The organism is Enterococcus wangshanyuanii (genome assembly GCF_002197645.1).
Classification (GTDB): domain Bacteria; phylum Bacillota; class Bacilli; order Lactobacillales; family Enterococcaceae; genus Enterococcus_L; species Enterococcus_L wangshanyuanii.
This window is the reverse complement of record NZ_CP021874.1, coordinates 527914-543604: the sequence shown is the minus strand read 5'-3', so window position 1 is coordinate 543604 and position 15691 is coordinate 527914. Positions and strand designations below refer to the sequence as shown.

14 protein-coding genes are annotated in these 15691 nt (G+C 39.7%); 1 reads left to right on the top strand and 13 read right to left on the bottom strand.

Annotation, left to right across the window (positions count from 1 at the left end):
• Positions 1-124 precede the first annotated feature (124 nt).
• A complete protein-coding gene (gene hisC / locus CC204_RS02535) occupies positions 125-1180 on the top strand; it encodes a histidinol-phosphate transaminase (RefSeq protein WP_088268673.1) in 1056 nt (351 codons plus the stop codon).
• Positions 1181-1230: 50 nt separating this feature from the next.
• On the opposite strand, the gene CC204_RS02530 is transcribed toward hisC, so the two are convergent.
• From CC204_RS02530 to pyrR, 13 genes are all read right to left on the bottom strand, one after another.
• Positions 1231-1848 carry a hypothetical protein gene (locus tag CC204_RS02530; RefSeq protein ID WP_088268672.1) on the bottom strand — a complete coding sequence of 206 codons (618 nt, stop codon included), beginning with the start codon at positions 1846-1848 and terminating at the stop codon, positions 1231-1233.
• 72 nt (positions 1849-1920) lie between these two features.
• Positions 1921-2814 carry a LysR family transcriptional regulator gene (locus CC204_RS02525; RefSeq protein ID WP_088268671.1) on the bottom strand — a complete coding sequence of 298 codons (894 nt, stop codon included), beginning with the start codon at positions 2812-2814 and terminating at the stop codon, positions 1921-1923.
• A gap of 14 nt (positions 2815-2828) precedes the next feature.
• Positions 2829-3530, bottom strand: a complete 702-nt coding sequence (locus CC204_RS02520) for a carbonic anhydrase family protein (RefSeq protein WP_088268670.1) — start codon at positions 3528-3530, stop codon at positions 2829-2831.
• A gap of 163 nt (positions 3531-3693) precedes the next feature.
• Positions 3694-4329, bottom strand: a complete 636-nt coding sequence (gene pyrE, locus CC204_RS02515) for an orotate phosphoribosyltransferase (protein ID WP_088268669.1) — start codon at positions 4327-4329, stop codon at positions 3694-3696.
• The gene (gene pyrF / locus CC204_RS02510; protein WP_088268668.1) at positions 4329-5045 is read right to left on the bottom strand and encodes an orotidine-5'-phosphate decarboxylase; all 717 of its coding nucleotides are present in this window, start codon (positions 5043-5045) and stop codon (positions 4329-4331) included. Before pyrF ends, pyrE begins: the two co-directional genes overlap by 1 nt.
• Entirely contained in the window at positions 5042-5971 is a 930-nt protein-coding gene (locus tag CC204_RS02505; RefSeq protein WP_088268667.1) for a dihydroorotate dehydrogenase, read from the bottom strand. The genes pyrF and CC204_RS02505 overlap by 4 nt, the downstream gene beginning before the upstream one ends.
• Positions 5968-6750: a dihydroorotate dehydrogenase electron transfer subunit gene (locus tag CC204_RS02500; protein ID WP_088268666.1), complete on the bottom strand. Its 783-nt coding sequence runs from the start codon at positions 6748-6750 to the stop codon at positions 5968-5970. Before CC204_RS02500 ends, CC204_RS02505 begins: the two co-directional genes overlap by 4 nt.
• A gap of 41 nt (positions 6751-6791) precedes the next feature.
• Positions 6792-9974, bottom strand: a complete 3183-nt coding sequence (gene carB / locus CC204_RS02495; RefSeq protein WP_088268665.1) for a carbamoyl-phosphate synthase large subunit — start codon at positions 9972-9974, stop codon at positions 6792-6794.
• On the bottom strand, positions 9974-11053 hold the full coding sequence (locus CC204_RS02490; RefSeq protein ID WP_088268664.1) for a carbamoyl phosphate synthase small subunit: 1080 nt from the start codon (positions 11051-11053) through the stop codon (positions 9974-9976). Before CC204_RS02490 ends, carB begins: the two co-directional genes overlap by 1 nt.
• A gap of 2 nt (positions 11054-11055) precedes the next feature.
• Positions 11056-12339: a dihydroorotase gene (locus CC204_RS02485; RefSeq protein WP_088268663.1), complete on the bottom strand. Its 1284-nt coding sequence runs from the start codon at positions 12337-12339 to the stop codon at positions 11056-11058.
• Positions 12340-12348: 9 nt separating this feature from the next.
• Positions 12349-13275 (bottom strand): aspartate carbamoyltransferase catalytic subunit, encoded by a 927-nt coding sequence (locus CC204_RS02480; protein ID WP_088268662.1) that lies wholly within the window; start codon positions 13273-13275, stop codon positions 12349-12351.
• A gap of 250 nt (positions 13276-13525) precedes the next feature.
• Positions 13526-14812 carry a solute carrier family 23 protein gene (locus CC204_RS02475; RefSeq protein ID WP_088268661.1) on the bottom strand — a complete coding sequence of 429 codons (1287 nt, stop codon included), beginning with the start codon at positions 14810-14812 and terminating at the stop codon, positions 13526-13528.
• A gap of 39 nt (positions 14813-14851) precedes the next feature.
• Positions 14852-15409, bottom strand: a complete 558-nt coding sequence (pyrR, locus tag CC204_RS02470; protein ID WP_088268660.1) for a bifunctional pyr operon transcriptional regulator/uracil phosphoribosyltransferase PyrR — start codon at positions 15407-15409, stop codon at positions 14852-14854.
• Positions 15410-15691: the final 282 nt, after the last annotated feature.

The following is a 15691-nucleotide window of genomic DNA, read 5'->3' as shown; positions in this document are numbered from 1 at the left end:
ATATTCTCTTACAAAATGAAATTTGTATTTAAAAAAAGTGTGTTTTCTTTTCAAATTCTCAGATTACACTTGCGAAACCTTCTTTGCTTCTTTATAGTAATAAGAAATGAAGGGAGCACTGCTTATGAAAGGACTTAGAAAAATTACACCTTATATCCCAGGCGAACAGCCAAATTATTCGGATATGATCAAACTAAACACAAATGAAAATCCTTATCCACCTTCTCCAAAAGTAACGGAAGCTCTAACAAATTTTAATCCGGAATCATTGAAACGTTACAGCTCAGTTGATAATTCTGAACTAAAAAAAGCATTGAGTAATAAATTTGGATTATCTCCAGAATACTTTTTGATCGGTAATGGCTCAGATGAAGTACTGGCATTTTGTTTTCTGGCATTTTTCAACAGTTCAGATCCTCTGCTTTTTCCAGAAATTACTTACGGTTTTTATAAAGTTTGGGCAGACTTATTTCATATCCCATTCAAAGAAATCCCTTTAAAGAAGGATTTCAGTATTGATCTTAATGACTACCGTCAAAATAACGGTGGAATTATTTTAGCCAACCCCAATGCACCTACTGGACTATTTCAACCACTCGAAGCCATTGAAAAGCTACTGTTGGAAAATCCTGATGTTATCGTGATTGTTGATGAAGCCTACATTGATTTTGCGGGGGTATCAGCGATTACCTTATTAGAAAACTATCCAAATCTCATTATCATTAGGACTTTATCCAAAGCCAACTCTTTAGCTGGTCTGCGTGTTGGTTACGCTATTGGAAATCCTCAATATATTCGTATTGCCGAAAGTATCAAGTCTTCTTTCAATCATTATTCTGTCGATTTATTAGCAGAAACATTGGCTACCGCTGCTATTGAAGATAAAGCCTATTATGATATGACTACAGAAAAAATTTGCCAAACACGAGAATGGTTTATTGAAGAATTGCACTCTTTAGGTTTTGATTCTCTTCCTTCAAAAACAAACTTTGTTCTGACAACACATCCTGAATGTAAGATAAGTGATCTGTATCGATATTTAGAAGAGCAGGACATTTTTGTTCGCTATTTTCCTACTGTTGAACGATTGCAAACATACTTAAGAATTTCAATCGGCACTCAAAAAGAAATGGCTTCCGTTTTGACAGTTGTCAAAGCTTACTTCTCTCAATTAGGATAATAAAAAATAGCTTGTTGCACGCCTTTGGGCTGCTCCAAGCTATTTTTTACTTATTTAGATACATCTTGAATAGAATCTAACACTGCTTCCAATTCTTTTCCATTCTTGCTTTTTTTGCTATTCATCGTCCAAGCCATTTTCTGAACATAGTGTCCTGCATCGGATTGTGCCACATCATACACGTAATAAGCTCGCATGCCATCAATTCTCGCTGTGATAAGATAGCGTGTACCTTTCCAGCCATTTCCATTGATTTCTTGTTCTGTCTCTTCATCTACTTCCAACCATTGGTGGAAATCGATTGCATCCTTGAAACTATCGAATCCATCGTAGTCTTCAGCTGACTCACTTAAAACAGCTGCATACATGATTTTTTTGTCATTTTCTAGCGCAATATCCGCGTCATCATTCAATTCTGTAGGTTCGATTTCTTCCCAACCATCTGGCAGTACTACACAAAAATCCCCATTTTCAGTTTTGATCGTTTTCTTTTCCGCATCCGCTTTATTTGACTCAGACGCTTTAACTGGCGCCTTTGATGTACTAGTCTGCTCATTTTTTTCTGAATTTTTATTCGCTTTTTCCACACGCGATGTTGTGCCACATGCAGATAAAACAAGTCCTAAAGCAATGACCATCGCTGCCTGTCCCAATTTTTTCATTTTCATTTGTTACACTCCTTTTAGTTTCTCAAAAACATACCAAAATCAGTATAGACTATTTGGAGTGTACTAGCAACTTTAGTTAAATAATCGTTTCAACTCTTGAATAAAATAATGACCGATTTGACTGATGCTCTTATTTTTCTGATAAAGAACGCAGATTTTATTATTTGGACTGTCGGCAAGTGGAATCAAACGAATCTCCTTTTTGGTAAATCCAGTCACTAATCCGGAACCAGACGCATACGCATCCGTTTCTACAAGCAGATTCATCAACGTCCCCCGATCATTTGTATAAATAACTGTTTCCTGCTCTTGATTTTCGATCAAATCCTCTGAAAAATAAGCAAAATTGCTGCCTTCTTGTGTAAAACGAACCTGAGGATAGCAACATAGCTGCTCCAGCGAAATCTCATTCATCCTTGCTAAAGGATGATCATTGCCAACAAAAATATGGGTCTTGAAACTTCCGATAACTTCATAGGTTAAATTTGCCTGTTCAAGATAGCGTTCAATTCCCGATTGATTCTGATGATTTAAATAGATAATACCTAATTCGCTGTGATAACTTTTCACATCTTCAATGACTTTTAATGTCGTTGTTTCGAATACACGAAAATTTTTATATTGCTCTTTAAATTGCTTGATGACATTCCCCATGACCACTCCAAGAAAATCATAATGTTGAGAAGAAATCGAAAAGCGTTCGCTCGTTGTCACTTCCTGATAACGATTTTCCAGCATTTCCATTTGGGTCAAGACTTTCTCCGCATGCTCCAAAAAAACCAGTCCTTCATCTGTCAAAGAAGCTCCTTTATTTGTACGGATGAACAGGCTTACCCCAATTTCCTCTTCAAGCTCACGAATTCCGTTAGACAAGCTTGGCTGAGTAATAAACATCTTTTTAGCGGCTTCCCTAAAACTGCCATTATTAGCAACAGCAACGACATATTTCATTTGTTGAATATTCATTTTGGTCCTCCATTTTATTCCGTGAAATAAACTTTGCGACCATTTAATTCTTGAACCGGTCGATTATTGAATGGTAACATCCCTTCATCAATTCGTTGGAAAAAATCATGGTCCATCTTCTGAACGGTATCAAAAACAAACCAATGAACAGGCCCTTTTGTTGGCGGAGTTGTCAGTGAACCCAGATAGTGAAAATGGGATCTTTGTTCAGGTAAAAAAATCGATGGATCAAACCACTGCTGATGTGTTTCAGTTTCCCAAATAAATGCTGCCTGATCTTTAGAGAATCGATTCCCCTCTTTAGTGATAGTAAATAAACAACCTACTACCAAGTTTTCTCCTGAATTATTCATATGCACTAAGTGGAATTCTAAAGGACAATGTTCCCCATCAAAGGTGTGCTCACTTGGTGTATGGAAATGAATGTCTGTCAAATAGTATTTTTCTTCTTCAAAAATAACGTAGCTTTCAGTATTTGGCGGTACAAAGTGAAAGGTATTTTTAAATTCTTTTTCCGTAAATTCTTCATTTTTATAAAAAAAGGTAATTTCTCTATTTGCTTTATTCTCACTAACTAGTGTTTTGGATAGATTTACAGGTGATTGATACGGATATTTTGCTCCAAGTGAAAACCAATCACAAAGCGTATGCCAGTGCTCTGGTCCCGTGTCTCCTGTGTATCCCCACTCTACGTCCATGTTTCGAATATTTTTCATCAAACCCCACCTTCTGATTTTTCATTTGAATGATCTTATACTATTAAAATCGAGCCTTAATCTTTTGATAATTTTAATAGTAAAAGTATAGCACAAAACTGAGGAAGCTTATAATAATAAAAAACATGATTTTTGACAATAGATTCAAAAACCATGCTTTCACTTATTTTTTCAACCAATTTTCAGGATCTTTTTTCCAATCCTTTAAAAGAGAAACATCTGTAGATGCGATATAATTTGATTCCAGCGCTGCATCGATCAACGTAGAATAATTTGTCAACGTAACTAACTTCGTGTTTTGAGCAGTAAAATTCTCGATCCCCTTTGGTAACTCATACGTGAAAATTGCTGCAACTCCTAACACATCAGCTCCTTCACGAGCAGCTGCAGATGCTGCTTCCAACACACTACCGCCTGTTGAAATCAAGTCTTCGATCACAACCATTTTCTGCCCTTTGAAAATGCGGCCTTCAATTTGGTTCCCTTTTCCATGTGCCTTAGCTTTACTACGGATATAGACCATTGGTAAGTCTAAAATATCTGCTACCCAAGCAGCATGAGGGATTCCAGCAGTTGCTGTACCCGCGATCACTTCTACATCAGGAAAGTCTGCTTTGATTTTATCCGCCAATCCTTGTGCGATCTCTTTACGAACAACTGGATAGCTCATCGTAATCCGATTATCACAATAAATTGGGCTTTTGATCCCGCTTGCCCATGTAAACGGTTCGTTTGGACTTAGGAAAACTGCTTCGATTTCTAATAGATCTTTGGCGATTCTTTTTGCTAATTCAGTCATTACGATTCTCCATTCCATTCTTGTTTGATTGTTTGATACGCTTCATAAGGTCGATTGGCTTGAGTGATCGGTCTTCCCACCACAATATATGTTGCTCCGATTTTTCTTGCTTCGCTTGGAGTCACTACACGTTGTTGATCTCCAACAGCGCTACCACTCGGACGAATGCCCGGTGTTAGACAAACAAAGGCCTCATTGGTTGCTTGGTGAATATCTTTTGCTTCAAGTGCTGAACAAACCACTCCGTCTAGTCCAGCTTTTTCAGCGCAAGCAGCATAATGAGTCACACTCTCTTTTAAAGAAACATTGATCAATTGGTCTTGATGCATTTGTGTCTCACTCGTCGAGGTCAGTTGAGTCACAGCGATCAAGATCGGAACATCCTGACCAACTGCGGTCCCTTTTTTCAGCCCTTCTTTAGCAGCCTTCATCATTTTGATTCCGCCTGACGCGTGAACATTTGTTATGTCTACTCCTAATTTAGCTAATCCAGTCATTGCTCTTTCTACTGTATTAGGAATATCATGAAGTTTCAGATCTAGGAAAACAGAGTGCCCTAAGGATTTCAACCAGCGGACAATTTCAGGCCCTTCTTGATAAAAAAGCTCCATTCCTACTTTTACGAATAAGGATTCCTCTGATGGGAATTTCAATAAGAAAACTTCGACTGCTTCTTTTGAAGGGAAATCTAAAGCGATAATTGGTCTGTGGCTCATTGATTTTTTGCCTCCTTCACTTCTCTGATTAACTGTTCAAGCGATTCGATACCTAATTCCGCCATTCTAATCGGTAAGTCTTCGATCAATTTAGGACAAATATAAGGATCAGTGAAATTGGCTGTTCCAACTCCTACAGCACTCGCACCAGCCATAAACATTTCTAAAACGTCATCAACTGTTTGGACTCCACCCATACCAATGATCGGCAAATCAGAGATTTGTGACACTTGCTTGATCAAACGGATCGCAACAGGTTTGATTGCTGGACCAGATAATCCACCCGTTTGATTGGCTAAAATCGGTTGACGCGTTTTTAAATCGATCCGCATCCCTAAAAGTGTATTGATCATTGAAAAGCCATCTGCACCGCCCGCTTCGATCGCTTGAGCGATAGGTACAATATCCGTAACGTTTGGGGATAATTTAACGTAAATTGGAACCTCTGTTACTTTTTTTACTGCTTGTGTTAATTGGAATGCTACATCAGGATCCGTACCGAAGGCGATCCCCCCGTGCTTGACGTTTGGACAAGAGATATTTAGTTCAATCGCTTTCACATTGACAGCCTTACCAATTTTACTACAAACCTCGACATAATCCTCTTCGCAAGCGCCAGCTACATTAGCGATAATTGGCAGGTCATACTTTTCTAAAGCTGGAAGTTTTTCTTTCATAACAACATCCAGTCCTGGATTTTGTAAGCCAATAGCATTTAACATACCGCTCGGTGTCTCTGCTACACGAGGTGTTGGATTACCAAAGCGAGCTTGCGGTGTTGTCGCTTTGATCATGATCGATCCTAATTTTCCTAGATCGTAATATTTAGCATATTCTTCACCAAAACCAAAACAGCCACTTGCAGGAATGATTGGATTTTTCAGCTCTAAACCAGGAATAGTCACAGCTAATGGATTTTTCATCATAAAACCACCTCACTTGCTCTGAAAATCGGACCTTCGTCACAGACTTTCACACTTTTTGTCCCAGTTTCATCATCTGGCACATGACAAACACAAGCGTAGCAAGCGCCCATTCCACATGCCATACGCTGCTCTAAAGAGAGGAAAACATTTGGTTGATCAGGAAAAACCTGAGCGATCATTTTCAGCATTCCATTCGCGCCACACGCATAAACAGCATCCGGCTGCTCTGTTTTGATTGCTTCTAGAATAAGATTACTAACATTACCTTCCACACCAAACGAACCGTCATCTGTTGCAAAGCGAGTATCTCCTAATTCAAGGAACTCTTCTTCGAAGTAAGCTACTTCCTTAGAAGCATACCCTAAAAAATGAATGACTTCCACGCCTCGCTGCTTCAACTGTTTTGATAATTCATACATCGGTGGAATCCCGATTCCTCCGCCAACTACAAATGCTTTTTGTCCTTTATTCAAGCAATCGACATCAAAACCATTACCCAAAGGACCCATGACATCAAGCTTATCACCTGATGTCATCATAGAAAATTCTTTAGTACCGTCTCCTTCAGTTCGATAAATGATCGTACAAGTTTTAGCTTGTCGATCGATTTGATTTAAACTGATTGGTCTTCTCAAAAGAAGGTCAGCTCGTGGCACTTTGATATGGATAAATTGACCTGGCTTTTTCATTTCATTGACAAGCTCACCTGTCAACGTCATTTGAAAAATTCTAGGAGCTAGCTGCTTTTGTGAAACGATCGTCATTATTTCCTGTTTCATGTTTTCTACTCCTTTGAAAGATTATATATTGATTTCTAAAATCAGATAGCGTCAGTAGAAAAAGCTCTTGATTCTAGAACTTTAAGAATTGCTTCCGCTGTGTCTAATGAAGTAAATAGTGGAACGCCATGCTCAACTGCTTCTCGACGAATCAAAAAGCCATCTTGATTCAGATCAGAACGATTTTTGTCCATGGTATTGACAACGACTTGCGCTTCACCTGTTCGAATAAGATCGAGAACTGTTTCCTCATTGTCTTGATCGATCTTAGAAACGGTTTTTACAAATAAGCCGTGCTCTTTTAAATACTCAGCGGTGCCTTTAGTAGCAATCAGACTATACCCAATGTCGTTAAAGCGTTTCGCTAAATGCAATGCTTCTTCTTTTGTTTCATCAGCAATCGTAAACAACACCGCGCCATAGCTTGGCAAATGCAGTCTTGATGCTTCAAAAGCCTTGTATAAAGCTTTTTCTAGGCTATGATCCGAACCCATGACTTCCCCTGTTGATTTCATTTCAGGGCCTAAATAGGTATCAACTTTTTGCAGTTTAGTAAATGAGAAGACAGGTGCTTTGATGTGTACTTGTTTGCTTTCAGGATAAAGGCCATCTTGATAGCCTAGAGATTCTAAGCTTTGACCTAAGATTGCTTTTGTTGCCACTTGAGCCATTGGAATGCCAGTGATTTTACTTAAAAATGGTACTGTGCGGCTTGCACGAGGATTGACTTCAATAACATAGACCTTTTCCTCATGAATGACAAATTGGATGTTCATCATCCCGATATAATTTAAGCCTAAAGCTAGTTTTTTAGTATAATCAGCAATCGTTTGTTGAATTTCTGCAGACAAGGTTTGTGGCGGATAAACAGCCATTGAATCGCCGGAATGAACCCCCGCTCTTTCAATATGCTCCATAATTCCTGGAATCAACACGGTTTCCCCGTCACAGATTGCATCGACTTCACATTCTTTCCCTAAAAGATAGCTGTCGACTAAAACTGGATGCTCCGGTGAAGCCTTTACGGCATTTGCCATATAATCTTCTAAATCTTTTTGATTTTCGACAATTTCCATTGCTCGTCCGCCCAATACATAGCTTGGTCGAACTAAGACTGGATAACCGATTTTATTCGCCACAGCTACGGCTTCCTGCGCACTGGTCGCTGTATCTCCCGGCGGTTGTGGAATATCAAGCTCTTGTAAAGCTTGTTCAAATAAGTCACGATTTTCAGCTCGATCTAAATCTTCGATCGATGTACCTAAGATCTTGACTCCTTGCTTAACAAGGGGTTCGGCTAGATTGATCGCTGTCTGCCCGCCAAATTGAACGATTACGCCGGTCGGCTGTTCTAATTCGATGACATTCATGACATCTTCCAAGGTCAGTGGTTCAAAATAAAGTTTATCTGAAATTGAAAAGTCAGTCGACACGGTTTCTGGATTGCTATTCATAATAATTGCTTCAAAACCAGCTGCTTGAATGGCTTTTACAGAGTGAACCGTTGCATAGTCAAACTCCACACCTTGACCAATTCGGATCGGTCCCGATCCTAAAACTAAAACAGATGGTTTTTCAGAACGCAGACTTTCATTTTCAAATTCGTATGTGCTGTAAAAATAAGGTGTTTGCGATTCAAACTCAGCCGCACAAGTATCGACCATTTTATAGACAGGCAAAATGTTTTTCTTATGACGATAATCCGTGACCTCTTGTTCTGTCATTTGCCAAAGATCAGCAATTTTTCGGTCTGTAAAGCCATTTTGTTTCGCTTCTTTCAGCGTTTCTAGATCTTTGACGTTCGCTTTCAACGCTGTTTCGATTTCATAAATATGCAGCAGTTTATCTAAGAAGAAGAGATCGATTTTTGTCAGCTCTGCTAATTCATCAATTGTGTAACCACGGCGAATCGCTTCAGATAAATAGAACAAACGATCATCTTGAGCTTTAACGACTTTTTCAGTTAAAAACTCATCCGTCACTTGCTCGATTTCTCTTAATTCATTATGGTAAGCACCTATTTCCAGAGAACGAACAGCCTTTAATAAAGATTCCTCAATATTTCTACCGATCGCCATGACTTCGCCCGTTGCTTTCATTTGAGTACCGAGGCGACGTTCCCCTTTTTCAAATTTATCGAATGGCCAGCGAGGAATTTTCGCTACCACATAATCTAAAGCAGGTTCAAATTCGGCATAAGTAGTTTCAGTGACTGGATTTTTCATCTCATCAAGAGTAAGTCCCACTGCGATTTTCGCTGCTAATTTGGCAATTGGATAACCTGTGGCTTTACTTGCTAATGCAGATGAGCGTGATACCCGAGGATTGACCTCGATCACATAATAATTGAAGCTATGCGGATCAAGGGCTAGCTGGACGTTACAGCCACCTTCGATTTTCAAAGCCCGAATGATCTTCAACGAAGCGTCCCGCAACATTTGGTACTCGAAATCAGATAATGTTTGACTTGGCGCAAAAACGATTGAATCCCCTGTATGGATCCCAACTGGATCAAAGTTTTCCATATTACAAACCACGATCGCATTGTCAGCCGAATCACGCATTACTTCATATTCGATTTCTTTGTAGCCGGCAATACTTTTTTCGATCAGGCATTGCGTTGCTGGTGATAATTTCAAACCATTTTCTGCGATGATACGCAATTCTTCTTCATTATCACACATACCGCCACCAGTACCGCCAAGTGTAAACGCTGGTCGAACGATGATCGGGTAGCCGATTTTATTTGCGAAATCTACAGCTTGCTCAACTGTATTGACGATCTCACTTTCAGGAATCGGCTGATCCAATTCCTCCATCAATTGTTTAAATAGATCTCGATCTTCTGCTTGGTCGATCGCACTCAATTTTGTCCCAAGCAGTTCAACATTCAGTTCATCCAAAATCCCTGAAGCAGCAAGTTCCATGGCCATATTCAAGCCTGTTTGGCCGCCTAAGGTTGGTAATATTGCATCAGGACGTTCCTTACGTAAAATCCGCGAAACAAATTCTAATGTGATCGGTTCAATATAAACTTTATCCGCGATTTCTTTATCTGTCATGATCGTTGCAGGATTTGAGTTGACTAATACAACTTCATATCCTTCTTCTCTTAAAGCAAGACACGCCTGCGTCCCAGCGTAATCAAATTCTGCTGCCTGACCAATGATGATTGGACCAGAACCGATCACCATGATTTTTTTAATGTCTGTTCTTTTTGGCATTAGTCTTGCTCCTTCCATGCATCCATTAATTCCATAAATTCATCAAATAAGTGCAATCCATCATGCGGACCAGGTGCAGCGTCCGGATGATATTGAACCGTAAATGCTGGATATTGACGATGTCTGACGCCTTCTACTGAACCGTCATTGACCTCCACATGAGTCACCATCAATTTCTCAGGGTCCACGGTTGATTCATCGACCGCATAACCATGGTTTTGTGAGGTGAAATCGATTTTTCCAGTTGCGATTTCTCTAACAGGATGATTTAATCCGCGATGGCCAAATTTCATTTTATACGTATCTGCTCCATTGGCTAAGGCAAAAAGTTGGTGTCCTAGACAGATGCCAAAAATCGGTACTTTTCCTTGGATTTTTTGAATCATTTCGATTGCTTCCGGTACATCTTTAGGATCACCAGGTCCATTGGTCAACATCACACCATCTGGTGACAACTCTAAAATCGTTTCCGCATCCGTATTGTAAGGCAAAACGGTCAAATTACAGTGACGCTTTGATAGTTCTCTTAAAATACTATGTTTCAAACCAAAGTCCACTACGACCACGTTACGACCGATCCCGGGACTTGGATAAGGTTTCGTCGTAGAAACTTGTGCTACTTGATTCTTGGGCAAGACAGTTGCTTTTAATTGATCAAAGGCATGAGCTAAATCATCCCCTGCATCAATAAAACCGGCTTTCATCGTTCCAGCTGACCTTAGTTTTTTCGTCAATGCTCGTGTGTCGATACCAGAAATCCCCGGAATCCCTTTGCGTTTCAAAAATTCATCCAGTGTCATTTGCTCACGCCAATTTGAAGCCAGACGTGCATGTTCTTTCACTACAACTCCTTTACATGTAGGAGAAATCGATTCATAATCATCACGATTGACACCGTAATTTCCAACCATTGGATAAGTAAATGTAATGATTTGTCCGTTAAAACTTTGATCAGTGATTGTTTCCTGATATCCTGTCATACTCGTGGTAAAAACAACCTCACCCACAACATCTACATCAGCACCAAAAGCTTTTCCTTCAAAAACTGTGCCGTCTTCCAGTATCAATAATCGCTTCAAGTCTATGCATCTCCCTTAGCCCATGCTGATTGTCCATCAACAAAAGTCATTAATGTATTGCCTTTTACTTTCCAGCCGACAAATGGTGTATTGACACCCATCGATTCAAACTGTTTGTCATCGATTTCTTCTTCAAGCTCTAAATCAAAAACAGCGATATCAGCTGGGCTGCCGATCGTTAGTGTCCCTGCCTCTATTCCAAAGATTTCTGCAGGTTTTACAGCCATCCAGTCAATCACTTGTTCTAAAGTGAATTTTCCTGTTTCAACAAAATGAGTGTAAATCAGTTGGAAAGCTGTTTCACTGCCGACGATCCCAAATGGTGCTTTCAAAAATGTTTGATTTTTTTCTTCTAAGCCATGTGGGGCGTGATCCGTTGCGATACAATCGATCGTGCCATCCAGTAATCCTTCGATCAAGGCATCTCTATCCTCTGTCGCACGAAGAGGCGGATTCATTTTCCAAAAGCCATTATCCTCTGGAATATCTTCATCTATCAAAATTAGATGATGGGGTGAAACTTCTGCCGTTACGTGAACCCCTGCACGTTTTGCATCACGAATCACTCGAACACTTTCTTTTGTTGAAACGTGGCAGACATGATAGTGGACACCCGTTTCACCAGCTAACACAACATCCCGAGCAATTTGAGAGGCTTCAGTGGAATTTAGAATTCCAGGTAAGCCTAGTTTTTTTGAAATCTCACCTTCATGCATCACACCGCCGAATAGCAATGATTCATCTTCTGTGTGAGCAACTAGTGCCATTCCTAAAGAAGCGGCTTCCTTCATAGCCAGATACATCGTTCCCGCCGTTTGGACACCTACGCCGTCATTCGTAAAAGCGAACGCTCCAACTTCTTTCAAAGCTTTTTGATCTGTGAGTGTTTCACTGCGTAATTCTTCGGTGATCGGCGCATACTGTAATACTTTGACTACTGCATTTTTGTTGATGATGTCATAGACTTCTTTTAGTTTTTCTGGTGTATCTGGTACTGGATTTAGATTAGGCATCGCACAAACGGTAGTGAAACCACCTCTTGCAGCAGATTTACTACCTGTTTCAATTGTTTCTTTATAGGTAAAGCCTGGTTCTCTTAAATGAACATGGACATCCACCAAACCCGGTGTGATCAGTTGACCTTTAGCATCAAATACTTCATCGAACATGGCTTCATCAAAAGCCGTTCCGATTGCTTTGATTTTTTTATCTTCGATCCAAATTTCTGCCGGGATCAGTTGATTGTCCTTTTTAATGATTTTTCCATTTTTGATCAGTGTCTTCATAGTGTTCACCTAAGCCTTTCCATGTAATACTGCTTCTAAAATTGCCATTCTCATATAAACGCCGTTACTCATTTGCTGAATGATTCGAGATTGAATCCCCTCCACAAGGGAATCTGCTAACTCAACATCACGATTGACTGGTGCTGGATGCATGATAACTGCATGTTTCTGTAACCGTTTTGCTCGATCAACAGTCAATCCATAATTTTGATGATACTCTTCTTTAGAAAAAATCTCCGATCCATCATGACGTTCATGTTGGACCCGAAGTAGCATCATGACATCAACTGTTTCAACTAACTCATCCAATTCCATATAATGACCATACGCCTCAAATTGCTTGTCGTACCATTCTTCTGGACCAGAGAAAAAGATCGTTGCACCTAATCGTTTTAACATCTGCATGTTTGATTTTGCAACGCGTGAGTGTGTGATGTCCCCAACAATCGCTACTTTCAAACCTTCAAAATAACCAAACTCCTCATAAATCGTCATTAAGTCTAGTAAACATTGTGTTGGATGCTGACCACTACCGTCTCCACCGTTGATGATGGAGCATTGGATCGTTTTACTTTGGATCAGCTCATCATAATAATTTTCGTTGCCATGACGAATGACTGCTACATCTACACCGATTGCAGACATTGTCAGCACAGTGTCGTATAAGGTTTCACCTTTTTTTACCGAACTCATACTTTCTTCAAACTCGATCACTTCGATGCCGAGTTTCTTTTCAGCAACATCAAAACTTTTATGTGTTCGAGTGCTATTTTCAAAAAACAAATTTGTCGCAAAATATTGCTTTTTCTCCGGCTGCCAAGTTGCACCTTGCTTAAATTCCTGCGCTCGGCGAATCAATCCCATAACTTCTTGATCGCTAAGGGCTTCTACGGTTAAAAGATGCTTTAGACTAATACGTTCAGATGTGATGATCATTCGTTTTCCTCCTTAATATTAAAAGCGTAGCGGGCTCGTTTAGTCTTGACTGAAAAATAGGAAAAGATGTTAGTGACGCTTTTTGTCACTTACAGATTTTATCTTTTTTCCGAAAGACTAGCCCGCGTAGCTAAATGGCATAAAAGCGTAGCAGCTCGTTTAGTCTTGACTGAAAAATAGGAAAAGATGTTAGTAACGCTTTTTGTCACTTACAGATTTTATCTTTTTTCTGAATGACTATCTCTTAAAGCTAAACAGACTTTTCTTCACTACGTGCTGTTTCCGGTAAAATCAAGTTCAAAATTATGCCTAAAACAGTAGCCAAGGCCATTGATGAAAGTTCAAATGTATTTAGTTTGAAAACTAGACCGCCGATTCCAATGACCAGAATGACAGAAGCGATCAATAGATTCTTTTTCTTATCAAAGTTGATTTGATTATCGATCAAAATTTTTAACCCGCTGGCTGCAATTACTCCGAATAAGACAAAGCTGATTCCAGAAATAACAGGTCCAGGAATACTCAAGATAACTGCACTCAATTTCCCAACAAAGCCAAGACCTACTGCAAATACTGCTGCTCCTCCGATTACAAAGACACTGTGGACTCTTGTAATTGCAAGTACCCCGATATTTTCACCATAACTCGTTACAGGAGGTCCTCCCACAAGTCCAGCTACTATTTGCGCTGCTCCATCTCCCATCAAGGTTTTCGATAAACCAGGTTCTTGGAAGAAATTACGCTTTGTCAGTTTATTTAGCACCATCAAGTGTCCAATATGCTCAGTCATTGTTACAAACGCGATCGGCGCCATTGTTGTGATTGCATTTAGATAAAGTTTAGGTTGATATTGAACAAAAGGAATTTCAAAGTTCGGCATAGCAAGCCAAGCTGCTTCTTTGATCGGCTCAACATCTACAATACCAAAAGCTAATGCAATCAAATAGCCGCTGACGATCCCTAATAAAATTGGTATAAGTCCTAAAAACCCTTTGAAAAACATGTTGTAAAAGATCGTCAAGCCTAAAGTCAGCAGTGCTACCGCGATATATTTAAAATCATACTCACCATTGTTGAACATTGCATTATTCGCGGCGTTTGAAGCAAGACCTAGTCCGATGACCATTACTACAGGTCCGACTACGATCGGTGGTAAAATCTTATCTAGCCAATCTGAACCAATTTTTTTAATGATCAATGAAACAATCAGATACACTAATCCAGTTGTCATTGCCCCTTGAGCAATCGCTGGATAGCCATCGCTTTTCATCAGCATCTGCATCGCTGCAATAAAGGCAAAACTACTTCCAAGATACGCTGGAATTTTTCCTTTGGTCACGAATAAGTACACCATGGTTCCTAACCCTGAACTCACTAAAGCAATACCTGGATCGATACCAACCAATATAGGTACCAATACAGTCGCGCCAAACATAGTGAATAAATGCTGTAAGCTCAAGCCGATCCAATGTGCTGGCTTTGGTCGATCGTGAATATCTAAAACTGCTTCTTCATTGCGAAATTCTTTTTCTGTCATGTCAAATTTACCTACCCTATCTTTACTATTTCAATTGCTTTATTCTTCTATGCTGGCGATCAAAATTCGATCTTCACCGTCTTTTTCTTCCACTTCAACGATGATTTCTTCTTTCATGGATGTCGGAATATTTTTTCCTACATAATCTGCTCGAATCGGTAATTCTCTGTGTCCTCGATCAACCAAAACTGCTAAGGAAATTTTTTTGGGTCTACCTAGATCCATCACTGCATCCATCGCGGCACGAATCGTTCTCCCCGTAAAAAGAACATCGTCGATCAAAATGACTTCTTTTCCTTCGAGTGATACTGGAATGCTTGAAGAATGTAGTTCTGGTTCTTCTAGTGAACGTTCCTTCATTGTTTGACCGTCCATATCATCACGATACAAAGTGATATCTAATTCCCCGACTGGAACATCCGTTTGCTCCAATTGTTTAAGACGTTCCGCGATCCGTTGAGCAAGATAGATTCCTCTTGTTTTGATTCCTACAAGTACAATGTCTTGGACCCCTTTGTTTCTTTCGACGATTTCATAAGTGATTCTTGTTAATGCACGTTTCATCGTTACAGCATCAACGACTTCTTTTCCTTGCATATCTATTCTCCTTTATCAAAATATTTTTAGTGTTTGCTACCCTTCGAGCTTCCTGTTTCAGCGGCTGGGCTTACGCTTACTCTTTTAGCATTTTTTGTGTTGTTCATCCAAACAAATTCTGGACAACAAAAATCCTCCTACCCGTGTTTAGGTAGGAGGATGGAATACATCTATACAAAGATACCATGTATCACACACAGACCATGACTAAGCGCACCTAGTTGGATTCTGCATGTTTCCTTCTTAGCCTCACGGGACTATTCTTAAAGGAGAAATTATTCA